The organism is Lachnotalea glycerini (assembly GCF_003201285.1).
GTDB classification, from domain to species: Bacteria; Bacillota; Clostridia; order Lachnospirales; family Lachnospiraceae; genus Lachnotalea; species Lachnotalea glycerini.
In genome coordinates this window covers 119,651-144,264 of sequence record NZ_QICS01000003.1, presented here as the reverse complement: position 1 = coordinate 144,264, position 24,614 = coordinate 119,651, and the positions used below count along the sequence as shown (strand labels likewise).

Here is a 24,614-nt window from a genome sequence, read left to right as displayed (position 1 = left end):
AAAAAGTGGATGTATCTAGAAATTAAAAAATTAGAAAAAGTTTATAAAGATAAGATTGCTGTAAAAGATTTTAATATTAAATTAGAAGCTGGGATATATGGCTTATTAGGGGCAAATGGGGCAGGAAAAACAACATTAATGCGTATACTTACTGGTTTGATTGAAAGCACAAAAGGGTTTGTTTTGTATAATGGGGTCGACATTAATAAAATGGGAAATCAATATTGCAAAAATATCGGTTATCTTCCACAAGATTTTGGCTACTATCCAGAATTTACGGTAGATGACTTTTTAATGTATATTGCAGCAGTCAAAGGGTTAGATCATACAGACGCTAGGAAAAGAGTAAACGAAGTTATTGATATATTCACGCTAGCAGAAAAGAAAAACAAAAAAATAAAGACTTTATCAGGTGGAATGAAACGTAGAGTTGGAATTGCACAAGCTATTCTGAATAATCCCAAGATACTTATTTTAGATGAACCAACGACGGGGCTTGATCCTAAGGAAAGAATTAAATTTCGCAATTTCTTAAGCAAATTTTCGGATGATAAAATAGTATTGCTTTCAACACATATTGTTTCTGATGTAGAATCAATTGCGAATAAAATTTTAATAATGAAAAATGGGAAGTTGATTGATCATGGTACATTTGAGGAATTATTGGAGAGAATAGAAGGATGTGTGTGGGAATGTAATTTTAATAAAAAAATGGCAGATAGTTTTCAGATGAAGTATCTCGTCAGTAATTTGAAAACAGTCGGTGAAATTGCTACTTGTAGAGTTGTATCGAAAAATAAACCAACAGAAGAGGCATTTGAAATAAAAGCAAATTTAGAGGACTTATATACCTATTATTTTAATAAGGATGGTGAAGTAGAGTGATTTTAAAATATGAAATTAAAAAAATATTATCAAAAAAAGGTACGTTAATAGCTCTTTTAGTACTATTAATTATAACGGTATGTAGCATTCTATATACAATTCATTATCCTTCATGGGATATAGATGATAACACTACAATACATGGAATTAAGGCTATTAAAATGGCAAAACAAGAAAAAAGCAAGAATAATGCTATAATTACAGAAGATGTTGTTTCAAGTATAATTAATGAATATAAAGTAATTTCTAATAACTCTATAGATGGGACACTATCAGCCGAGGGATGGTTAAAAATACAGTATATAGATGATTTGGTTGTCTTAGTTGATAACTCGTATGGTAGCTTTCATGATTTTAATTACTATTTATGTGGACAATTATCAACTAGTCAGAGTAATCAATTCTATCAAAACCGAATAAAACAAATAAAAGAATGGGCAAATAGTGATGAAAATGATGCATTAAGATATACAGAAAAGGAAAGAGAATATTTTATTCATTCGGCTGAAACATTGGAAACACCTTTTGCATACTCCTATATGGATGGATGGAAAGAAATATTTAATGGTGGTGCACTCGTGTTGTTTTGTGTAATGCTTGTATTATGCATAATTATAGCGCCCGTTTTTTGTAATGAATATCAATCCGGTATGGATAATATTCTTATGTCCTCGCAATATGGAAGATCTAAAGTGGCTTATGCAAAGGTGTTTTCTAGCTATATTATTACAACAGTAGTATATTGGAGTTCAGTTTTACTATATAATTTATCGGTATTACTAGTATACGGTACAGATGGAGCAAACTGTATTATTCAAACAAATAGAGGTTTCTGGAAAAGCTTTTATCATTTGACAAATATACAAGCATTAGGAGTTTCATTAGGGTTGGCCTATCTTGGAAGCTTGTTGATGGTAAGCTTAACTATGTTTATTTCATCAAAGGCAAAAACTACATTTGAAGCCATTATTATACCGTTTGTTGTGCTTCTTATACCCCCAATGATTAACACAAGATATATGCCAAAAATTGTGATAGATATACTGAATTTGTTACCTAATAATACGGCAGACAGTACTAGTATTTTTCAAGAATATAATGTTTATCAAATTGGTGAAAAAGTATTTTCACAATGTCAAATGATTTTAATTGTATATTTAATTTGTATTATAATATTATTGCCAATAATGTTACATTCCTATCGGAAGCATAAGATTAATTAGGGAGCAAGTTTTCCAGGCGGTCTGTGGTCATAATGTCCATTGCTCAATAAACAATCCTCCTTTAAATAATTGGTCACAGTCTTCCATGTATGCCCGGTTGCTACATTAATGCTGCAAAAACTAATTATATTTCAGAAATTTTTTTAGCGGCACATTCTGCTTTGGAAAGTGGTAATGGAACAAGTACTTTGTCATCAGGTGTCGTAGTTAATAACGGATGGTTTACGCCGGAAGAAGCTATTTCTAGAGGAGCTGCATAGGTAAATCAATTCCCTTATAAGGGTCTGTTATCGGCCAGTGTCTAAAAACACTGGCTTTCCATACTTTAAAAAACCAATGGAGCGATTACTCCATAACTGATCAATCAGTCAGATATAAAGCAACAGCCCCTATCGCAACATCATACTGATCCAATCTATGAAGTTCATTAAATTCTGTTCTTAATTATTTAAATGCCATTCATTACTTTTCAATTCCTTATCATTAAAAATTGATCCAATTCGCATTCTTTACCAACATGTCTTTCAGCCTCTTTACACAAAGAATGTTGGAACTGGAACCATACTTTATGACATAGCATCAAATGAAAGATTATACAAACAAGCTTTACTAACTTCCCTTAAACAGTAGTATTTTTATTAATTAGAGTATAATCTTTTTAAAAGTAACTTTCTATTTTCAATAAAAAGTTTAGTTACATTATAACTTTCTGTTTCTTCATATTTTATCTGATTTATAATTTCACTGTCAAAAGAATAAATACATGCATCATCAATTCCTAATAAAATTGGAGAGTGAGTTACTATTATAAATTGAGAATTATTATTAACCAATTCATTTATCTTTATGAGCAATGATAATTGTCTTTGAGGGGAAAGTGCTGTTTCAGGTTCATCTAGTAAATATAACCCATTTCCTCTAAATCTATTATTTATTAATGCAAGAAAGCTTTCGCCATGTGACTGTTCATGCAATGACCTTCCACCATATCCATCTAAACTAACTCCTATATCATCCACGTAACTAGCCATATTATAAAAACTTTCCGCTCTAAGAAAAAAACCATCTTTTGCACGAATGCCTTTTGAGAGAAGTAGAAAATCTGATAAAGATGAATGTGTTGAATTTGTACTAAAATTGTAATTAATACTACCACCTTCAGGATTAAAACCATAATTTACTGCAATAGCTTCAAGCAAAGTAGATTTTCCCGATCCGTTTTCACCTACAAAAAAAGTAATTTTTTTCTTAAAATCTAAACTATTAAGATTTTTAAGGCTACTAATATCATTATAGTAATCTTTATATTCTTGCTTATTCCAATTTATTTTTATACTATTAATGTAATTATTTATATCCATTATAATCCTTTCTCAATTTAGTTTAAAAGTAAAACATTATCTACAATTTCATCGTAAAATTCTGTATGGTCAATCATAATTATGATTTTATCTTCCTTCCAAACTTTAAGAGTATCTTTTATTATATCAGCAGAAATCTTATCCATATTTGATGATACTTCGTCAAGAAGAATAATTTTGTAATCACCATATAAAGCTCTTGCAAATGCTATTATTTTTATTTGCCCACCAGATAAAGAATCCCCATCTTCACTTATTTCTTCATCATTATACAGCATATCCCCATCAAACATTCTTTGCATTTCTAATTTTTTAATTACAGAATTATACTTATCAGGGTCATACCTTTGGTTTAAAATTATATTATCCTTTATAGACATATTAAAAATATACGGTCGTTGCATAATTTGAATCATTATACGTGAACTATTATAAGAACGAATATCTTCATTATTAATTAAAATTTTTCCCTGGTAATCATCATATTGACCAGTTATTAACTTAAATAATGTAGATTTTCCTATTCCATTTCGCCCTTTTAGCATTGTAATAGTCCCCTTATCAAAACCATATGAGAAATTAGTATAAATATTATTAATTTCATTTGGATAAGCAAATGATAAATTATAAATATTTAAACAAGTTATATCTTTATTGAAATTAGGAAGTTTTTCTACTTCTATCATATGATTTTCATCATTTATTAAGCTTTTAATTCTTTCCATAAGCACTAATAATGGTTGAACTTGAGCAATCATAGTACTTAAACTTAAAACTGGTGTTAATATTTTTGATGAGTAGGAGATAATAAGTACATATATACCGATTGTCATTTTTCCGTTAATTATTTCTATACCAGAAAATAACATTATCATCAAATTCATAAATGATACTAAATAGCTAATTAATTCTGTATTTTTACTCAGAAAAACTTGCATTGTTTTTGTGCTCATTAATTTATTTTCTGTCATATTCATAGCTTTATCTCTAAAGTAATTTTCTAATGCTAAATTCTTGATTTCATCTATACCTTCAAGAATTTCCCCATTAATACCTGAACATTTTGCTGTTGATTCAAAAACTCGCATTGAATACTTTTTTAACATCTTAGAACATATATTTGTAGCAAAAATTATAATAGGGATAAAACATAAAATCCCTATGGTAATTTTAATACTATAACTAAACAATATAATTACAGAAATAAAACTTGAAAATAACGATAATAAAAGTCGAATTAAATCAGGTGAAACACAATCTTCTAGATCCCATATCTCTTGAATTCTTTCAATAATTAATCCTTTTGAATTACTAAGATAAAACTGATGTTTTTTGTTTAAAATAGCATTTATTACTTTTGTATTTAATTCTCTTAAAAAAAAGTTTGTAATATTGCTGGATATTATAGTAGTAATTACTAAGAATAAGGCTTTTATTAAATATAAAATTGCTGATAATATTGCTAATTTAACAACAATATTTGTATTGCTTAATTGGAAACCCTTATCAATTATATTCATAGAGATATATGGAGTTACCATCTCTATTAAAACAACACAAATACTCAGCAAAATTGAGATTATTAAATTCCATTTATTTTTTTTATATGTATTTGTAAATAATTTTTTATAGCTTAACATTAGCTTAAAACCTCAAGTATTCTTTTATATAACTTACCTTCATACAAATCTTCCTCATTAAAAACAGGATTCATAGGAAAGGTTTTTTCAAGTTCATTTTTATATTTTTTTACTTTTTCACTCGATATAAAATTTATTGCATTTTCTGATTCATTTTCTATCATTTCCACATCGCTTTCGTGGTCAGCAATATTCTTACTTTTTGCTGTTACATAAATAAATAGTTTGGCACCATAATTATTTTCTATTTCTGACTTACTTTCAATTAACTCATAAAAACTAACAAAATCTGAAACACATAATATAACAATATCTATATTCAATGAAATATTAAATATATCTACTAAATCGCCTAATTCTTTATCATTACTGCCCTTATTGATTGAGCCAGCAATAGTAGTTATTAATATATCTTTATTAATACTTTCCTCATAAGCAGAATTATTTATATAGTATGCATATTGCGGATACTCTATTTTAGTTGGATAATTCAAAATTTTATAACCAAATAATTTGCCTGTCCAATTATAAGTTAAATTACCTACGTTATATCCATTATTTTTAAAATTATTTGATAAATGTATTTGTACATTACTTTTATCCATATTACATCCATAACTCATTATAGAAATTATAGGAACTTGAATTTCTCTTATTTTATGATTTGATGATTCTAATATTTGATTTTCAAGATCTTTAAAACATCCATAATATTTTATATTTTCGTAGTTCAATTTTAGTTTATTAATTGGAAAATTACAAGCATTAATTATATCAATGTCTTTTATGTCATTTTTATTAATAGTACATTTTGTATTTAAGTCGATAAAAGCATCATTAGTAATATCATAAAAAGCTTTATAATTATTAGATATTTCTTCTGGAAATTCATTTATATTAAATCCAGAATTATCTATAAGATAAAATGCCTTGTTTGTTATTTCATTTTTAGTTACTTCTATTATCTTTTTACTTGCTTTTGAAAATAATTCGATTATTCCTGCACTTGTCGTTAGTGGATTAAATTCTAATATTTTAGAACATATTCCAGTAAAATATGATGTAGCATAACTACTACCTGTTAGTGGAATAACATCATTCCTTATATCTAAATAAATATATTCTGATGGTATTTGTATTGTTATATCACTATAAATTATTTGTTCAATATTTTTATTATAATCGACTGAAATAACCCCTTCATAATCACATGGATAATTTATTATTTTAGAACTATCTTTAGCAGCACAAATAATAATATTTTTATTTAATGCTTTTTCGATAACATTCATTAATTCAGACGAAGCATGCTTTAAGCCTTGGCTTATATTAATTATATCCACTTCAAGTTTTATAGCTAACTCTATTGATTCAATAATAGTCATTTCATTTATAATATTTATATCTCTGGCATCTATTGAATAAATAATAGAATTAGGTGCTATCTGTTTGACAATATCAATACAATTTTGCCCATGAAAGATATCTATATCATTGTCACATAATAAACTTCTACCTTTATAATCTAATAATATAATATTTTCATAATTAGTTTGATGATAACCATCATCAATAACAGCAATTTTTATGTTATTACCAGTAAAATTTAAATAAAAAGGTTTTTCCATTATACTAACTCCTTTACATCATTAGCATCATAAGTTATTAATTTTAACATATGCAAATAATTTGTTCTAATTTCATTACATTTTTCATTCATTTTCTTACCATTAAGAAATGATGTAAAACAAATATCGCAAAACCTAAAAGCCCAGCATTTTGAACAATTATCTTTTATATATGTATTAACTTTATCTTTTAATAGAAACACTTTATTATAATCAATATCATTAAAAACATCTCCTAATGTGTTGGAATCAATTTGGTTGATTTTTTCGCAACAATAATAATTCCCATCAATATCAACATATGTTCTCCTAATTAATGGTTTGCAATATCCGCCTGGAATATAAGTCATATTATCACCATCTGATAATATTTTTTTTATACGATTTTTCACATGGATTTCATGATGCATTGAATTAGGATAATCTTCTAATATAAAACTATTGTGGTAATTCTCATCTGTTTTTTTTATATCTTCGTAAAAGTTCTCAAAAAAATGTGTTACTTCAACCGCACTAATATTTATATCGTTCGCCAATAATTCAAAAAAATCATATATTTTCTGCATATTACTTTGTGACACGATAACTGAAGAAAATCTAATATTGTTAATAAAATATAAATTATAATTCCTTTTGACATATAGTAAATTGTTTATAATTTGTTCAAACGTATTATTATTATTTATATCTTTACGAAATCTATCATGGATTACTCGGGGTCCATCTAAGCTTACTGATATAACAATATTCTTTTCAACAAAATATTCTATTATATCATTAGTAAGTGAATAACCATTTGTTGTTAATGTATATATAACATTGTGAATAACATTTAGATTTTCGATATAATCTATGCACTTTTTTATTAATTGAATATTTAATAAAGGTTCTCCACCATAAAAACTTATAGCTATGTTATTATTGCTTTTTGAATTTTCTAAAAAGTTATCTATAGCAAGTTTTGCAATTTCAAATGTCATATTTTTTTTTGATTTTTTTTCTTCTAAATATCGTGTATCATAGTATGTACAATATCTGCAACGTAAATTACAAGATTCTGTTATAGATAATATTAATTGTTGCCTTGTATTTTCAGCATTAATTATGTAACTTTCATTATCAAATATTTCGTCAATAATAGTATTAATCTTATAAGCAGAATCTATAACTAGCTTTTTTTTGGATTTTACAATTCTATTCTTTATATAATCATAGTAATAATTTAATTCATCAATAGTATTTAAAAATATCATTTTTTCTCCTTAATCATAAGACCTAAGTTATAAATAGTTTATCCAACAGTTTTAATACCACTTAGTTATTGAGTTATTTAACTTATTAAAGAAATTAATTATAAAAAGTGAAATACTCACTTCATAAACTTTAAGGTATCCAAATAGTAATTCACTATAAATTTAATATAATAATAAGTTTAGTAGAAAATTATCCATTTAATTTCTAATTACTAGTTTAGACTTTAAAAATTTATGACAGTTCAGTCACCACAATTCTAAGTCATCTTTATACGCAAAAATGTTAATCTTACAATTTCTGTTATTCGTTGCTATTTTATAATATCCAAGGTGGAGTATTTATTACTGCTGAAGCAACTGCATGTATCCCCCATCCACTAATTGCTTTACCAACTTTCGCTGTTCCATAACATATACAAACACATGTACAACCTATTCTTTTGACTGTTACGTTTCCCAAAGCTTCTGCTACATTAGCTTGTTTTTCTATTTCTTTTTTGTTTACCTTATGTAATTTTTTACTTTCCATATATTATCTCCTCTTTAAATGGATATTTTCCCCAAATAAATTGTACATTATATGTCTAAATATGTCAACGTTTATGATAGCAATTCTCAACAACTGTACCAGATATTCATACCTGGCAATGACAATAGAGTCACCTTCACAAAGTACCGTCTCAAGAAGCAAATCATAAACGTCATCCAAAAGCTCCCCGTCAATTGAATACCACTCATCCAGTACATCCATTTCCATATTCTTCTTGTTAATTTCTGAATATACCATTCATCTTTAATTCAGAAAATTCTATCTTTGATATAGTTTCAGGTACAGCCTTTACCTGTTCACATGCCTCAAAAGCATCAATCTTTGCTATTGTTGCTGAAACCTCTTTTTGTGACTCCACAGGTACTGTGGCATCATTACGGGTATTTATGCAAAATGAACAAACACATCGACAAGGCATAGAAAAGCAGTTTACTGAACCTGTAGAATATATTCCTCGTAAATTTATGTGTCAACTAATTTATCGTGAATTGGAAGATGTAAAAGGTTTAACACAAGACCAGTACCAAGCTGCTTTAAAAAAATATCCTATATTCGGTAAACTCTATACTCTTCTAAAAGAATATCATAAAATGGTATTCTCTCAAAAAAGTAGTGAACTGGATTCCTGGATAGAAGTAGCATCTACTTTGCAAGTAGATGAGCTGGATAGTTATATAGGTGGATTGAAAAAAGATTTATCTGCCGTCAAAAACGGCATCGATCATAAATATAATAATGGATTAGCAGAAGGAAGCGTAAATAAAATTAGCTAAAAGGATAATGTATGGAAGGATAGTTTTTTACTGCTCAAAGCAAAACTTCTTTTAAAGAACATTTTTATCAAATCAACTAACTTTGGAAAGATTCTATTAAATGCTTACGTTGGATATAAATGTACCTCATCAGGAAAAACTCAAAAGTATAAAAAGCAGCAATAGAAATTTTTCCGAAACAAAGGCTGTCTTGTACCTAAAACGAAAGACTATTGATAATGAAATTGAATAATATAGAGTAGATCTATTAAAGATACAGATTATATTACTCAAAAACATAGATACAGATTATATTACACAAAAACATTGAGAATTTTACCAATAAATGGTATAATGTACATGCTTGTTTTGTAAGTAATAACCATATTTATAAAACTAAATTACGGGGAGAGGAGGCATATCATAATACGTGTATAAAAGAGTAGTTAATAAGTTTTTTCGAGGAGTAATTGACCAAGCGAAAAGTGAAGAAGACAAGGAAATTGTTCGATACGGATTAGAGGTAATATTATCTCAGACTGTAAGCTCTTTGGCACTATTACTGATAGGACTATCTAGTCACAATCTATTAGGAACAGTTATTTTCATATTTTGTTTTTGCAGTATTCGAGTTGTTGCAGGTGGATATCATGCAAATACACATCTATTCTGCTTTTTAAATACTGTGTTGTCTTATTCATTTTTCATTGTAATAAATACCTATGTCACCAGAGAGTATAATGTTGTATTCATGCTGATAGCAGGCATATTTTATTTCATCATTTTGGGACTGGCACCTGTTTTAAATGACAAGCGCGAATTTTCTATGGATGAAATACAGAAATCGAGGAAAAAGACAAGAGTATTCTTAATATTCGAATTAATCATATCCATTGTGTTGTATCAATTCAGTTTCGAATTATATAAATTTGCAATCTATGCAGTCATATTAGAAGGAGTGTATGCAATATTGGGTAAAATGAAATATTGGAATTTAAATAAACAGGCGTTGTTAAAAAATGTAATGCATCTATCTATGGCAGCGGCTCTGAGTGCAGCGTGGTCGACATGTGGTTGGTATTTTCATGAGCCGGAAATGCCTAAATCACTAAAGGATAGGCTGGAGAAAGATAAAGAGAAATTCGATAATTAATTAAATTATATTGAGCAAAAGGTTTCCTGATCGTTCATCGAATTGAATCATTAGGAAACTCTTTGTATATAAATGTAGAAACGTGTTTAAATATATAGTATAATACAGGTTGAGTCTATAATATAAATAAAAAGATAATGGGTTATCAGAGAATGTAATATAAGATATTTGGAGGTGTATCACAATGGATATCATTCAAAAGGTAATAGGGGAGAGTATAATATTATTAGCTGAGTCTATCATATACTGGATTTACTATAATGGGCTTTATGACAGGAAGCAAAGAGGAGTTAAAAGTGGGTTAATTTTAGCAGTTTACCCTGTTAGTTTAGTAATAGGAGGCTATTGTAGCAGTCTAGGTTTACCAATTCTGTTAAAAGCATTTGGTCTTGTAATTATAGGGTGCTTTATAACTAAGCTTCTATTTAATGCGAACTGGAGAAGTATTATTATACATCAAGTGATTGCATTCTTATGTTCTATTATTGGTGATAGTTTGGCAATGGGGATTTTAACAGCAATACAAAATGGTGTTGAAATAAATGAAATATTTAATAATTCTACATTATTAATGCAGGCAGGGTTTATTTCTAAGATGTTTCAGTTTTTTATTATTTTATTATTTATTAAAAAATTTGGAAAGGAAACCAATCGTTATACGATATCCGAGACTTCTATTTTTATGCTACAAGGAATAGCTGGAATGGCCTGTTTAGTGTTAATAATGAATCTATCAGTTTATAATAGTTTTAATTATAATATACCATCAGTGTTTGTACTTATTGTTTCAATTCTTGTTTTAGCTTCGTATTTTGTGTTCTATGGTTTCTTTGATAATTATATAAAGAAGCGAAACCAAGAACAGGATGTTATGAAGGTTCATTTCTACAACCAAGGTCAGTATGAGTACTATGCGACACTGGAGCAAGAGAATTTGAATATGAAAAAGATGTATCAGGATATGAAGAATCATCTGGCTGCCATCCGGAATTTAAATAAAGAGAATCAAGATCTTTCCAATTCTTACATTGAAAAGTGCTTAGAAGAAGTAGAAGGTTATAATGAATTCTTTGATACAGGCAATCAATTGGCTGACATTATATTATATGAGAAATGTAATACAGCTAAGAATCATAATATTAAAACCGAAATAATGATACAAAAGGGTAGCTTAAACAGCCTAGAAACGATTGACCTTTGCGCCATTCTAACGAACAGCTTTGACAATGCTATGGCGGGATGCATGCAGTGTAAGGGCGAAAGATTGATTCAGGTAAAATCCATCACAAATGATGCGGCTGTAATATTTACCATTAAAAATAATTATGAAACACTCCCGGCCTTGAATACAAAGGGGGAATTGATAACCAGTAAACAAAATAAAGAAGAGCACGGTCTGGTTATGCAAAGTCTGAGAATAGCTGCAACGAAATATAATGGAGATGTGGAAATTAGTATAAATAAGGAAAAGAAAGAATTTTTATTAATTGTAATGATACCAATTGTTTATCAAAGTAAGTGTGAAAAGTGCATTTGTAATAATTGCGCGATTAAGGGCTCATGTAGTTGCTTGGAATGCAAAGAGGATAATTATATTAAGTATTACTGTGATAAGGATGTCAATGATATAAACTTACAAGCAAGAATTAAGATGTTAAAAAAATCTGGATTGCTTTAGATTGTACTACTACTTAAATTGTAAATCGATAATGTATAATAAGAGAAGAATGTTAGAAGAGTGATAGTATGTACATTGGTATAATCCTTTTGCAGTATTTGATGGTTTAACATTATTATGTTGGAATAAATAATGTTTATATGGGTTATTCATACAAACATGTAAATGGTAAACCTCAATATTTTTCAGTAGATTCTGTAAAATAATATTTAAGTGGAGTTACATTAAAATTAGAATAAAGGAGTAATTTATTGAAAAAAAAATTATTATTATCTTTTTTAATATTTATTATTTTTAGTATTATTTTGTTTATAATTCAAGGACAATTTATTGAAGAAATTTATTTCGGATTTCCAATATACTTTTTAACAATCAGAAATTACATTGAACCAATTTATAAAGGAATTAGTGTTAATTTATTTAATTTTTTTATTAACATTATACTATGTTATTTTATCTATAAGTTAGCAATTTGGCTTAATAAAAAACTGAATATAAAATTATAATACTAAAACAAAAAACGCTTTTATGAGAAAATTTTTAACTCATAAAGGCGTTTTTTATCGTGCGTATTTTACGTTGTAAATTTTAATAAACGACTTAAATAGTAAACGTCAAATCACTCGCCTAGGTATTACTGGCTGCTGTAATGATTCTTGTTTTTTTCATCTTAAAAAATTGAAACAATGTTACAAAACCATCTGCATATGATGCGATTGTATTTCTTGAGCACTTTTTATTTGAGGGCAGATATACATCAAAATATTACGTAAGCTCTTTATAAATAATGTCTAATTTATTCTGCTACCTCCGGAAAATGCCCTTTATTAAATTGATCTGTCTAATTGAAACTGGGGCAATGTTTATGCGACACAGGCTTAATTTAATATATGTCGTATAATGTCGACATTATAAGCTTGAGACAAATGGTATAATATGGTAATATCTATTAAAATGAAGAATATAAAGAAAAAAGTCGTAACTTTTGCCGTTTTAGGATGTCTTTTTATTGCAAACACTGTATTTGCATCACAATCATACGGTGGTACTGTGTACAAATATGCTGATTATGAAAGCACTTCTGCTAAAAAGGCTGATTCAACTGAGAAAGGAACAAATAATGCATCGAAAAAGTCTTCAGGGTCATTTGTATGTTGGCTAGAGTTTGCTGAATCTAAGTCGTATTATTATACTGGAACTAACTGTACGGATAAAACATCATATACTACAACTGGTAAGAAATATATGAAATATCAAGATTATATTGATGCTGACGGGAATATAGCAGCAGCTGTATATGAAGACGAAGTTGTATTGAAGCTTAATATTTCAACTTCTCTAACAAATTTTACTAGCGGTACAGTATCAGGATACTGGTCACCTGATACATACTAAAAAAATTATGCATGACAGCTGATTATAGGCTGTCATGCATATTAAGGCAGGGATTATTATGCTTTTTTCAAATGATTTAAAAAGGGCAATATTGAATAAAAAAATGTTGTTTTCATTAGTAATTTCGTTTATTTGTTTAATAGTTGGGAGTTATGAGTCCTTATTTTTATATAGTAATACTGATTTTGCAGATACTTACTTTAATGCTATTTGTACTGGAACTTCATGCATATTTGCATTGTTATATCCTTTGCTTGCATGTGTTCCTTATGCTGATATTTATTCAGAGGAGTATAAGACAGGATATACAAATTATGTTTTTATGAAAGTAAGTAAAAAGAGATATATTTTGTCAAAAGTACTATCGTGTGGCATTGGTGGTGGAGTAGCAGTTTCCTTGCCAACAGTAGTGTTTTTGATTATTTCTGTTATCAAAAATGGAACGTCAATTGTAGATTCAACTATTGTAACCTATATTACACATGGTCAGGATTTTTTTATAAATTCACCAATTTTATATTGTTTACTGTATTCTGCCAATAGTTTTATATGTGGTTTTATTTTCTCAGTCCTGGGATTAGTAGTATCCACTTATACCCAAAATAAATATTTAATTATGTTAATCCCTTTTGCATTCTTCATCTTTTCAGCTATGTTTTTTGCCAATTCTTTTATAGATCTAAATCCAATTACTTTATTAGATATCAATTCGTATGAAGAAACAAATATTGTTTTTAATGCAATCTATAAAATAGCAGTATTAATGATTTCCTACTGTCTTTTTTATAGGAGGGTGGCTGTAAATGAAGAATAGATTTATTTATTATTTTAACGTTAAGATATTAAGAGGTATTAGCAATTACATAATAGTATATTTAATTTTTTTTACGTATAATTTTCTTGTACTACGAAATATGTATACAAATCATAACATTATTTTTCATGAGCTTTTCTACTGGCATATGGGAAATAGTCTGCAGTTAACATTATTTCACTCTGTCTTTATTTTAATGCTGTTACATAAAATGGTTACAGATAATAATTATGATATTCATTTTGTAATGAGATGTAATAATAGAAAGAATTTATTTCTTATTAAAGTTACATCTTCTATAATCATATCTATAAGTTGCATTTTAACATCAGTGTTAATATCATTGATTCAAAGTATTTCACTATCTCATCATAAATTTGAGTGGACTGATTTTACAAAATATATTTATAGCTCCATTTACAATGAGAATTTAAAACTAGAAGATTTTTTAATGCCTTTTCTCATTAATTTGTTTTTTTATTTCACCGTGTTGAACTTAATTATGCTAACGCTTAATCAGATTTTTAAGCAAAAATATCTAGCCGTAATAATTATGATTTTATTATGTCTATTAAATTACAGTAGTTTTTTAAGCAAGTTGAATGATATAGCAAAATATACCATGCTAGGAAATGTGATAATTGGTTATAACGATAACAAGTTAAATGATTCGGTTAATATCCTTTATTGGGTACTCTTAATCTTTATCCTAACATTTATTTATTATCTAAGCCTAAAGAAAACGGATATAAAGGAGTATCATACATGAAATTACTCCATAAAACCTTATTTTCGGTCAAGAAAGATATTAAAAAATTCATAACATATCTTTTACTGTTGATTATACTATACAATTTGATTGCAGCTGTATGTATTGGATACTCAAAAGACGGACTAATGTATACTCTTGTTTTATATTTTTTTGGATCTGAAAAAATTGATACCATGTTTTTTATGTGGCTATTTTTACAGACGGTAATAATCGCTTTTGGTATTTATAAAATAAAAGAGGAAATGAATTCTTTATTAGTGATACGCATTTTGAAAATAGGAAATATATTAAATTATTTGTTATCCGTAATTGCTCGAATACTTATTTATATAATATTTTATTATGTACTATTTTATATGGTATCTTTCTTATTTATTCTTTTCTTTCATGAGTTGTTACCAATAAACCACTATTTGAAGTGCGTGTTTGAAATGATGAATTGCAATTATTTTATGCTTTTTAGTACAGGTATTTTAAATACATTCATTTTTATTTTACTCATTTGTTTACTGGCAATTGGTATAGGTTCTTTAAATAGCAGCTTTATCATTTTACAGACATTTCAACTAGTACTTATATTTTTGTTTAAATATAACCTTGTGATATTTCAATATCTGCCTTTGTGCCATGGTATCTTTTCCTTATATAATAATACTTTTACCTATCAGTTTTCATGGGGTTATCAAATGGTACTGGCAACACTGCTTGTTTTTGCTGTTATAAGTCGTATAAAGAAGAATCTGGAGAAATATATATAAAAGGAGATTATAATGAATAATACAGTGATTGAAATTAAAAATGTTACAAAGAAATTTTACAAAACAACTGTACTTAGCAATATAAATTTAAGTGTCAAAAAAGGTGAATTGATAGGAATAGTTGGGCAGAACGGAAGTGGAAAATCAGTGTTATATAAACTAATATGCGGGCTTATGCTTCCGACAGAGGGACAGATTAGAGTCAATAATAAAAACATAGGTAATGGAAGTTTTGCAGAGGATATTGGTATTATGCTTGATAATACTGGCTTTCTTGAAAATGAAACAGGGTTTCATAACTTGAAATATATAGCTTCTATCCAGAATATCATTGATTGCACTCAAATAAAAGAATATATGGAACTAGTCGGTTTAAATTCTGAGGAAAAAAAACCAGTCAAGAAATATTCATTGGGGATGAAACAAAGATTACGATTCGCCATGGCTATTATGGAGGATCCAGGGTTACTTCTGCTAGATGAGCCTTTCAATGCAATAGATAAAGAAATGAACAAAGCAATGAAAGAAATCTTAATGGATTATAAAAAGATGGGCAAAACAATCTTAATTACAAGCCATAATCAAGAGGATATTGATATCTTATGCTCAAGAGTCATTAAGTTAGAAGCTGGGGGTTTATACGAGATAATGGCAGGAATAACTTTGTAATTTAAAAACCCTTTTAAATTGGATAAATTTGAAAGGGTTATAGTGTGCCCGGTGGGCACACGTTTTAACGGGTGTAAGTCCCCAATCCGCCCGGCAGTGGGAAGGATACAGCCAAAGCCAAGGGTGTCCATCGTGAGGTGGAATCATATTAGCGGTGCGTTTGCTAAGTCAGTATGTTGAGTAGATGGATTTATCAGATTTATTTACGACTTATTTCCGGTTCCGGAAAAATACAGCAACGCCACGACAGATGCTAAAGATTATGCTCTATGCTTACATGAACATAATTTATTCTTCATGGGATATCGAAAAAGCTTGTCATCGTGATGTGAATTTCATGTATCTTTTGGAAGACTCGAAAGCTCCGAATCATGCGACAATTGCACAATTCCGTACACTCCATTTCGCTTCAATTTCAAAAAGTCAGAAGTTTCAAATTTTCTTTACGAAATCGGAGAAGTATCAGGTGATATTTATAGTTCAATACAAGTAGACAAGTTAATGCAAAAGATTTAGGTAATAAAACTAAAAAATAAATTTAATAATGGTAAATCAATGAAAATCAGAGTAAAATAATAGTCAGAATATGGAATTGAAATTATAAAAATATTAGGATATCTTAGAACATTAACGAAATTGAAGAGGTAATAAATGAAAAAAATATTAGAAGAGTTCAAAATAAAAATGGATAAAAAAAAGATGCAGCGAGGCAGTATATATCAAATGAAAGGAGTTTTTCATGCAGAAATTAGTAAAAGCATATGTTCCATTTTTAATATATTTCCTATGTGCAATATTGGCATACTTCATTGCATTTTATTTACTCCCAAAGTATAATGTACCACTAGCTTTTTTGGGTTTACTAGTAATATACTTATATATATACTTATTTGTATTTTTTATTGGCTTTTTTATGGGTAGAGCTACTGTCAAACGCCTTGGCATTCATAACTTTATACTATATTTTATCTATGCTATAATTTCTTTATTTATGATGTTATTTATTGGATCGCTAAAAGATGTTTTTTCGCACTTGTATTGCAAATTTCCAATTACCTTATCATTTTTTTTTGATGCTTTATTCGATATTGACAGTTTGGTCGTTTCCGTTGGAACATTTGTTTCATTTTTAGTCGGAGAAATCATAGAACATTTTCATGCAAATAAGTAACCAACAAAATTCCATTTAGTGGAGAGGATAAGCTATTCATATAATCCCATGCTAAGTTAAAAACATTTTCATAAACGTTGAATTCTTGAATAATTGCTGGTTCCTCTAGAGTGTCATATGAAACAAAATCATCTGGGGATATTGCAGTAGCTCTTGGAGATGCAATACATTGATCAATTCCTATTCCACCTTGGGTAGTCTCAAAATATTGTTCATACGCCCAATTTTTTGGCATTGCCTGACCTATATTACCGGTAAAACCAGTTGACATATCTGCGACAAAACTATATTTCTGTGCAGTAATGTCAATCTCGTACTTGTATCAAAAGCAGTTGCAGAACGCGCTGTGTTTCCTCTACTACTTAACAAAGACGCCCATGTATTTTTACCAGCTATTCCATCTACTGGAGTGGCACCCCATTCTATTTGACAACATTTAATATAATTCTTATGTGATTTTCTTTCCCATAATCCATTAGGAGCTGTTAATCCGATTTGTGATCCATAATTTGTATTCATCCCTAACTGAACCATATGTTTGAAATATTCATCTGTTCCTTCAACACCAGTATTGAATGTGACTGTTCCTATCCCCTTATTAAAGAAAGAGGTAGCAATATACAGTTAAATTTCACCAAAACGTTAAAAAAATATTAATCCATTATTTAGAATAATTAGTATAAATAAACAAAAAATATAGATAGTTTTCTGCCATATTAGAAATTATCACATTATTAAACAAAAGAATACTCTTTTGACCTATAAATGTAGAAAAGTGTTTAAAAATATAGTATAATACGGTTGAGTCTAAATTTTAATAAACTGATAAAGGGTATAAAGGAATGTAATATAGGATATTTGGAGGTATATCAATGGATTTAATATTTAAGTTATTAGGTGATAGTATCATATTATTAATTGAGACTATCATTTACTGGTTTTTTGGTAATGGGCTTTATGACAAAAAACAAAAAGGCGTCAAATGTGGAATAATTTTAGCAGTTTATCCTGTTAGTGTAGTATTAGCAAACTATTGGAGCAAGCAAGGTCTGCCATTTATGTTAAAAGCATTCTTTCTTATAACAGTAACAAGTATTATGTTCAAGTTGTTATTTTATGCCAACTTGAGAAGTATTATTATACATCAATTGATTGCATTCTTATGCTCTCTAATTGGGGATAGTTTTGCAATGGTGATTATATTAGCAATACGAGATGACATAGAATTAAGTAATATTTACGATAATTACATATTATTCATGCAGGCAGGATTTATTGCCAAGATATTTCATTTTTTATGTATTTTATTATTTATTAAAAGATTTGGAAAGGAAACCAATCATTATACTTTATACGAGACTTTTATTTATATGCTACAGGGAATATCTGGACTTGCCAGCTTAGTGTTAATTATGAATTTATTTATTTATAAAAGTTCTAATTATAAGATACAACCAGTCTTTGTACTTAGTGTTTGTTTACTTATTTTGGCTTCTTATTTCGTGTTCTACAGACGAAACCTGGAGCAGGAAGTTATGAAGGTTCATTTCTACAATCAAGGTCAGTATGAATATTATGCGACATTGAAGCAAGAGAATTTGAATATAAAAAAGATGTATGAGGATATGAAGAATCATCTTTCTGCTATCCGGAATTTAAGTAAAGAAAATCAAGACCTTTCTAATTCTTATATTGATAAATGTTTAGAAGAAGTAGAAGGCTATAATGAATTCTTTGATACAGGTAATCAGTTGGCTGATATTATATTATATGAGAAATGTAATGCAGCTAAGATTCATAATATCAAAACCAAAATAATGATACAAAAGGGTAGCTTAAATAACCTTGAAACGATTGACCTTTGTGCTATTTTAACGAACAGCTTTGACAATGCTATGGCGGGATGTATGCAGTGTAGAGGAGATAGATTGATACAGGTAAAATCCATCACAAATGATGCGGCTGTTATATTTACCATTAAAAATAATTATGAAACACTCCCAGTTTTGGATACAAAGGGTATACCGATATCTGGCAAACAAATTAATGAAGAGCATGGTCTGGTTATGCAAAGTCTAAGAATAGCTGCAACTAAATATAATGGAGATGTGGAAATTAGTATTGATAAGGAAAAGAAAGAAGTTTTATTAATTGTAATGATACCAGTAGCATATCAAAAAGCAAGTTAAAGTCAGTTTATTATTTTGTAATGCGACTTAAATTTTATTGTAACAAGGGCAAGGTCATATATTGTGAATCTTGTCCTTGTTATATATAAAGCTATTTAGAGGGAGTAAATCAAATAATTTTTTACCCTCTAAAAATTAGTTCCAGTATACTACAACCTTTTTAGCATTTTCATCAACATAGGTCATATATCGGATTGAATTTTCAAATTGACTTCTTGACATATAAATAAGACCAGAAGTATCCCAAGGATTAATAACCACTACGATGTTTGAATCTACCCATCTGATAGAATAAGAGTGGCCACCATCTCCTATAATTCCTTTGCTTGAATCAGCAATTGTGAAATCACATGCAGCCATGGCACCCTGTCCAGATTCAAACTTAGCAGCCAAAGCATTGATTACGCTTGTCTTTTGCGATGCTCCATATACAGTTTTTTGTTTAAAGCCTGTCATTGTTGTAAATACGTCACAAGCAAAACAACTGTTATATACATTCATTGCTTTTTGTAATCCAGCCTCTATTACTCTTGCGTCAAGATCACCTGTAATGTAGGCATTAGTTACTTCACTTTTGGATACCGTTTTCTTTCCTGAACCAAAATTAAGTGTGTAGCTGCCATTTGAATTAACGGTAATTAATTTTTGTAAAAGAGTTCTTCCATATACACTGTTATCTAATGCTTGTATTGCGGAAACTGCACCGCAATCACCAACATTTCCCTGATGAAATGTACTTAACTCACCGTCAAGCTGTGTAGCTGGATTTGAAGCTGTTGCAAAAGCAGAAATTGGTGTAAATAGAGTACCTACTGCGATTGTGAAAGACAGGCAGGAAGCCGCTACTTTCATTTTAAAGTGATTCATTTTGATTTTTCCCATTTTATATTCCCTCCTAAATTTTATTATATAACCCAATGGATACATGAAATTCAATGAACCCAATGGATGGAAAACATAATTTGAAATTGATATAATGAATAAAATTTTAAAAAATACTAAATTATATAAAATATATTAAACTACAGCAATGAAGTAGTGTATAATATGTTTAACACAATAGACAAGTAAAAGTCAACTGAATTTGCAAAAATTAATATTTAAATTACAATATTTTAATATAAATCATAAAAAATTAATTCATTTAACAATATGTATAAATTACTTTATAACTATCAAGCATATTGCACAAAACAACATTTTCTCAATATTTATTTTAATATACAGCCGTTATATGACAAACGATTGACATATACGAATTATAACTAAGTTCAATTAAAACAAGAAAATAGTATTTATTAAAACAAAATCGAAAACAAATATTGTGCAATATTAACAAATATTAAAAGCAGTGTAAATACATTATATACAAATAGTATGTCAACCGATTGACATATAATAAGTATCATGCTATCATCAAAATATAACAAAGACTGTTATACAAAAACCAGTAAACAATACTTTTATGGAGGGAAATTTATGAAAGTAAAAATGAAAAAGTTTATCGCATTATTATCTGTAGCATCTGTAACAATTGGTATGATGGCAGGATGCGCAAGTAAAACCGAAGAATCAGATAGCCAGACAACTGATACGTTGACAGAATCCGATGCAAGTGATTCTACAGAGTCCTCAACTGAGGAAGCAGCCTCAACTGATTTATCCGGTGTAGAAATCTCTTTCTTAAACAGTAAGGGAGAAATTCAATCAGCTTTAGAAGAGGTTGCAACAAGATTTGAAGCAGAAACAGGTATTAAAGTAGACGTGATTGCATGTGGAGCCGGAGAGGTTCCTTATACAAAGATTACCAGTTCCTATAATTCAGGGACGGCACCAACTATGGCAATGCTTGATACAACAGATATTGTTGCATTGGCAGAAGAATATGCGCTTGATTTATCCGATGAAAAATGGATTGCTGAATGTGAAAGTCAGGTTACTAAAGTAAATGATAAGGTATACAGCTTTCCATTCTGTATAGAAGGAAGAGGCCTTATTTATAATAAGACAGCCATTGAAAAAACCTTAGGAACTGATTTTGATCCAACAACCATCAATTCTTATGATGCATTAAAGAGTTTGTTAGAAACTTTAAGAACAAAGGGAATGGAAAATCCGGTTGTTATTTCGAAAGAAGACTGGTCCCTTGGAGCGCATCAGTTAGGTTTTATCTATGATACATATGATGGAACGACAGCAGGAAGTACTGAATTAATCAATAAACTAAAGAGTGGAGAATTAAATCCGGCAGATTATGAAAGATTTAATGAATTCGTAGATACAATGGACTTATTATTAGAGTATAACATAAATGGTAAAGATCCTCTTGGTGCTTTATATGAGCAGGATCCAATATTCTTAGCAGACGGTGAAGCGGCAATTTGGGCAAACGGTTGTTGGGCATGGCCTAATATTGAGGATTCAGGGGCATCTACAACAGATGAATACGGATTCTTACCATTTGTACTAGGAAATGATACCACCGATTTTGCGAATACAAGTATTCAGGCAGCACCATCTAAGCAGGTAATGATTGATAACGTGCAGGCTACACCAGAGCAGCAAGAAGCAGCGAAAGCATTCCTTAATTGGATTGTTTATTCTGAATCAGGACAGCAAATGCTAGTTGAAACTTGCGCATTGATTCCAGCATGCTCAAATAATAGTTATGAACCGCTTGATCCTCTAGGAAGAGATATTAAAACAAAAATGGCAAGTGGAAATACCTATAATTCCTCTTTCATTGCACCGTCTGATCATTGGAGCGTAATGGGAGCAGCAATGCAAAAATATATTGCAAAGCAAAGCACAAAAGAAGAATTAACAAAGAGTCTGGCAGATTACTGGACTTCACAAAAATAGAACAAGATACACACTGAAAGATAATAGATTTTAAAGCAATCAGAACCGGGCAGTAACCCGCTGCCTAGTTCTGGTTATAAATGAAAGGAACGGGATAGTATGGGAACTATGGGAAATAAACCTATAGAAAAAATCAAAAATCTTATCATATTTGCTTTACCTGGAATTTTAATCTTTTTGGCAGTCGTAATAGTTCCTTTTCTCTATGGATTTTATCTTACATTAACTGACTGGAACGGAGTGACTGCAACAAAAAATATCATAGGCTTATCCAATTATGCAGAGGTATTTAAGGATACGGATTTTTGGTCTTCTATGGGATTAACATTAAAATATGTATTTTTTTCCGTTATTTTAGTTAATTTAGTTGCCTTTATGCTAGCCTATGTCTTAACAAATGGATTAAAAGGGCAAAACTTTTTTAGAACAGGGTTTTTTACTCCTAATCTAATTGGTGGAGTGGTACTTGGATTTATATGGCAGTTTATATTTTCAAGAGTTTTAGTGAATTTTGGTGAAAGCACAGGCTGGGGAATTTTTAGCACCTCATGGCTTTCTAATCCTAATAAAGCGTTTTGGGCACTTGTAATTGTTACGGTGTGGCAGCTTTCAGGCTATATGATGTTAATTTATATTGCCGGTTTTATGGGATTATCGACCGATGTATTGGAAGCAGCAAGTATTGATGGCGCAACAGGATTTCAGAGAATGTATCAAATTATTGTTCCGCTAATGGTACCCTCTTTTGTTGTGTGCTTGTTCTTAACATTATCCAGAGCTTTTATGGTGTATGATGTGAATTTAACCTTAACAGGCGGAGAACCTTATGGAACAACAAGACTGGTCGCAATGCATGTATATGAGAAAGCATTTACTGCAAGAAATTATGGCGTAGGTCAGGCAGAAGCTTTGTTTCTATTCCTGATTGTAGCAGTCATAAGTGGTCTGCAAATTTACCTTGGAAAGAAGAAGGAGGTTGAGGCTTAATGAATACAAAGAATAAAGTAGGCGGAGCTAAACGCTTTGCTGTTGATGGCTTTAAAGTGTTATCCATGTTAGTCATGTTTGCTTTGTACATGATACCCTTTGTACTTATTATTCTAAACTCCTTTAAATATAAAAGAGATATCATAAAAAATCCATTTTCTTTTGTAGCAGAAAAAGGATATACCATAGAAAACTATACAGTTGCATTTGAGAAGATGAATTTTATCAGAAGCTTTGGAAATTCACTTTTTGTAACTGGACTAAGTACACTGATTGTAACAATTTTAGCATCGATGACGGCATATTATTTTGTAAGATCTAAAAATAAATTTTCCAGCATCTGCTTTTCCCTTATGGCGGCATCCATGATTATACCGTTTCAGGCAATCATGATTCCTTTAGTTTCCATCTATGGGGCAAAGCTTAATATATTAAATCATAGAACTGCATTGATATTTTTTCATGTTGGGTTTGCAATGAGTATGTCGGTATTTATATTTCAAGGCTTTATAAAAAGCAGTATACCTCTTTCCTTAGAGGAAGCCGCTTGTTTAGACGGATGCAGCAAGACACAAACTTTTTTTCAGGTTGTATTTCCTTTATTAAAGCCGATTACCTCAACACTTGTTATTTTGAATGTATTAGCGTTTTGGAATGACTATTTGCTGCCATCCTTAGTACTTGGCAAAAAACAGATTATGACGCTGCCATTATCGACTTATGCCTTTTACGGAACCTATTCAGCAGATTATGGAACGATCATGGCAGGTCTTGTACTGACAGTGGCTCCCATTCTTGTGTTATATTTGCTGCTTCAAAAGCAAATTATCAGCGGAGTGGTTGCAGGTGCGGTAAAATCTTAAACGGCAGTTAA

General features: G+C 29.4%; 26 protein-coding genes. 16 read left to right on the top strand and 10 right to left on the bottom strand.

The genetic code is table 11. The annotated features are described in order from the left end of the window. Nucleotides 1-9: 9 nt before the first annotated feature. The 3 genes from C8E03_RS08070 (at nt 10) to C8E03_RS21930 (ending at nt 2,368) form a co-directional block, all read left to right on the top strand. A complete protein-coding gene (locus C8E03_RS08070) occupies nt 10-885 on the top strand; it encodes an ABC transporter ATP-binding protein (protein WP_110290760.1) in 876 nt (291 codons plus the stop codon). After that, on the top strand, nt 882-2,108 hold the full coding sequence (locus tag C8E03_RS08065; protein WP_094377011.1) for an ABC transporter permease: 1,227 nt from the start codon (nt 882-884) through the stop codon (nt 2,106-2,108). The genes C8E03_RS08070 and C8E03_RS08065 overlap by 4 nt, the downstream gene beginning before the upstream one ends. 89 nt (nt 2,109-2,197) lie before the next feature. Continuing rightward, complete coding sequence (locus tag C8E03_RS21930; RefSeq protein ID WP_170122940.1) at nt 2,198-2,368, top strand: hypothetical protein; 171 nt, start codon at nt 2,198-2,200, stop codon at nt 2,366-2,368. Between the two features lie 378 nt (nt 2,369-2,746). Here C8E03_RS21930 and C8E03_RS08060 read toward each other — a convergent pair whose 3' ends face one another. The 7 genes from C8E03_RS08060 to C8E03_RS21925 form a co-directional block, all read right to left on the bottom strand. Then, entirely contained in the window at nt 2,747-3,469 is a 723-nt protein-coding gene (locus C8E03_RS08060) for an AAA family ATPase (protein WP_207657795.1), read from the bottom strand. 17 nt (nt 3,470-3,486) lie between these two features. Next, nucleotides 3,487-5,109, bottom strand: a complete 1,623-nt coding sequence (locus C8E03_RS08055; RefSeq protein WP_110290759.1) for an ABC transporter transmembrane domain-containing protein — start codon at nt 5,107-5,109, stop codon at nt 3,487-3,489. Further along, nucleotides 5,109-6,737 carry a S8 family serine peptidase gene (locus C8E03_RS08050; RefSeq protein ID WP_110290758.1) on the bottom strand — a complete coding sequence of 543 codons (1,629 nt, stop codon included), beginning with the start codon at nt 6,735-6,737 and terminating at the stop codon, nt 5,109-5,111. Before C8E03_RS08050 ends, C8E03_RS08055 begins: the two co-directional genes overlap by 1 nt. Then, a complete protein-coding gene (locus C8E03_RS08045) occupies nt 6,737-7,990 on the bottom strand; it encodes a radical SAM protein (RefSeq protein ID WP_110290757.1) in 1,254 nt (417 codons plus the stop codon). Before C8E03_RS08045 ends, C8E03_RS08050 begins: the two co-directional genes overlap by 1 nt. A 316-nt stretch (nt 7,991-8,306) precedes the next feature. Continuing rightward, a complete protein-coding gene (locus C8E03_RS08040) occupies nt 8,307-8,519 on the bottom strand; it encodes a hypothetical protein (RefSeq protein WP_110290756.1) in 213 nt (70 codons plus the stop codon). A 3-nt stretch (nt 8,520-8,522) separates the two neighbouring features. Beyond that, a complete protein-coding gene (locus tag C8E03_RS08035; RefSeq protein ID WP_146212310.1) occupies nt 8,523-8,741 on the bottom strand; it encodes a hypothetical protein in 219 nt (72 codons plus the stop codon). Nucleotides 8,742-8,757: 16 nt separating this feature from the next. Continuing rightward, nucleotides 8,758-8,898 carry a hypothetical protein gene (locus C8E03_RS21925; RefSeq protein ID WP_170122939.1) on the bottom strand — a complete coding sequence of 47 codons (141 nt, stop codon included), beginning with the start codon at nt 8,896-8,898 and terminating at the stop codon, nt 8,758-8,760. 28 nt (nt 8,899-8,926) lie between these two features. On the opposite strand from C8E03_RS21925, the gene C8E03_RS08030 reads away from it, so the two are divergent. The 9 genes from C8E03_RS08030 to C8E03_RS07980 all read left to right on the top strand — a co-directional run bounded on the left by C8E03_RS08030 (nt 8,927) and on the right by C8E03_RS07980 (nt 17,368). Next, nucleotides 8,927-9,313, top strand: coding sequence for a transposase (locus tag C8E03_RS08030; protein WP_110290754.1), 387 nt, complete (start codon nt 8,927-8,929; stop codon nt 9,311-9,313). Between the two features lie 409 nt (nt 9,314-9,722). Then, nucleotides 9,723-10,445: an AgrD family cyclic lactone autoinducer peptide gene (locus C8E03_RS08025; protein ID WP_110290753.1), complete on the top strand. Its 723-nt coding sequence runs from the start codon at nt 9,723-9,725 to the stop codon at nt 10,443-10,445. A 184-nt stretch (nt 10,446-10,629) separates the two neighbouring features. Continuing rightward, nucleotides 10,630-12,123, top strand: coding sequence for a GHKL domain-containing protein (locus C8E03_RS08020; RefSeq protein WP_110290752.1), 1,494 nt, complete (start codon nt 10,630-10,632; stop codon nt 12,121-12,123). Between the two features lie 954 nt (nt 12,124-13,077). After that, a complete protein-coding gene (locus C8E03_RS08010; RefSeq protein ID WP_146212309.1) occupies nt 13,078-13,518 on the top strand; it encodes a hypothetical protein in 441 nt (146 codons plus the stop codon). Nucleotides 13,519-13,576: 58 nt separating this feature from the next. Then, nucleotides 13,577-14,332, top strand: a complete 756-nt coding sequence (locus C8E03_RS08005) for a hypothetical protein (protein WP_110290749.1) — start codon at nt 13,577-13,579, stop codon at nt 14,330-14,332. Between the two features lie 765 nt (nt 14,333-15,097). Further along, the gene (locus C8E03_RS07995) at nt 15,098-15,862 is read left to right on the top strand and encodes a hypothetical protein (RefSeq protein ID WP_110290747.1); all 765 of its coding nucleotides are present in this window, start codon (nt 15,098-15,100) and stop codon (nt 15,860-15,862) included. Nucleotides 15,863-15,874: 12 nt separating this feature from the next. Then, complete coding sequence (locus C8E03_RS07990) at nt 15,875-16,531, top strand: ABC transporter ATP-binding protein (protein WP_110290746.1); 657 nt, start codon at nt 15,875-15,877, stop codon at nt 16,529-16,531. A gap of 184 nt (nt 16,532-16,715) precedes the next feature. Further along, nucleotides 16,716-17,024: a transposase gene (locus C8E03_RS22815; protein ID WP_110290745.1), complete on the top strand. Its 309-nt coding sequence runs from the start codon at nt 16,716-16,718 to the stop codon at nt 17,022-17,024. A 158-nt stretch (nt 17,025-17,182) separates the two neighbouring features. Next, the gene (locus tag C8E03_RS07980; RefSeq protein ID WP_110290744.1) at nt 17,183-17,368 is read left to right on the top strand and encodes a hypothetical protein; all 186 of its coding nucleotides are present in this window, start codon (nt 17,183-17,185) and stop codon (nt 17,366-17,368) included. A 305-nt stretch (nt 17,369-17,673) separates the two neighbouring features. On the opposite strand, the gene C8E03_RS07975 is transcribed toward C8E03_RS07980, so the two are convergent. Together C8E03_RS07975 and C8E03_RS07970 are read right to left on the bottom strand one after the other, a co-directional pair. Next, entirely contained in the window at nt 17,674-17,937 is a 264-nt protein-coding gene (locus tag C8E03_RS07975) for a hypothetical protein (protein WP_146212308.1), read from the bottom strand. An 8-nt stretch (nt 17,938-17,945) separates the two neighbouring features. Further along, nucleotides 17,946-18,236 carry a hypothetical protein gene (locus C8E03_RS07970; protein WP_110290742.1) on the bottom strand — a complete coding sequence of 97 codons (291 nt, stop codon included), beginning with the start codon at nt 18,234-18,236 and terminating at the stop codon, nt 17,946-17,948. 338 nt (nt 18,237-18,574) lie between these two features. Between C8E03_RS07970 and C8E03_RS07965 the strand changes: the two genes are divergently transcribed. Next, complete coding sequence (locus C8E03_RS07965; RefSeq protein WP_110290741.1) at nt 18,575-19,891, top strand: GHKL domain-containing protein; 1,317 nt, start codon at nt 18,575-18,577, stop codon at nt 19,889-19,891. A 135-nt stretch (nt 19,892-20,026) separates the two neighbouring features. On the opposite strand, the gene C8E03_RS07960 is transcribed toward C8E03_RS07965, so the two are convergent. Next, complete coding sequence (locus C8E03_RS07960; protein WP_242993447.1) at nt 20,027-20,773, bottom strand: hypothetical protein; 747 nt, start codon at nt 20,771-20,773, stop codon at nt 20,027-20,029. A gap of 597 nt (nt 20,774-21,370) precedes the next feature. Here C8E03_RS07960 and C8E03_RS07955 point away from each other — a divergent pair. The 3 genes from C8E03_RS07955 (at nt 21,371) to C8E03_RS07945 (ending at nt 24,603) form a co-directional block, all read left to right on the top strand. Beyond that, complete coding sequence (locus C8E03_RS07955) at nt 21,371-22,753, top strand: ABC transporter substrate-binding protein (protein ID WP_094377611.1); 1,383 nt, start codon at nt 21,371-21,373, stop codon at nt 22,751-22,753. Between the two features lie 108 nt (nt 22,754-22,861). Then, on the top strand, nt 22,862-23,740 hold the full coding sequence (locus tag C8E03_RS07950) for a carbohydrate ABC transporter permease (RefSeq protein WP_094377629.1): 879 nt from the start codon (nt 22,862-22,864) through the stop codon (nt 23,738-23,740). Then, nucleotides 23,740-24,603, top strand: coding sequence for a carbohydrate ABC transporter permease (locus C8E03_RS07945; RefSeq protein ID WP_094377612.1), 864 nt, complete (start codon nt 23,740-23,742; stop codon nt 24,601-24,603). The genes C8E03_RS07950 and C8E03_RS07945 overlap by 1 nt, the downstream gene beginning before the upstream one ends. Nucleotides 24,604-24,614 lie beyond the last annotated feature (11 nt).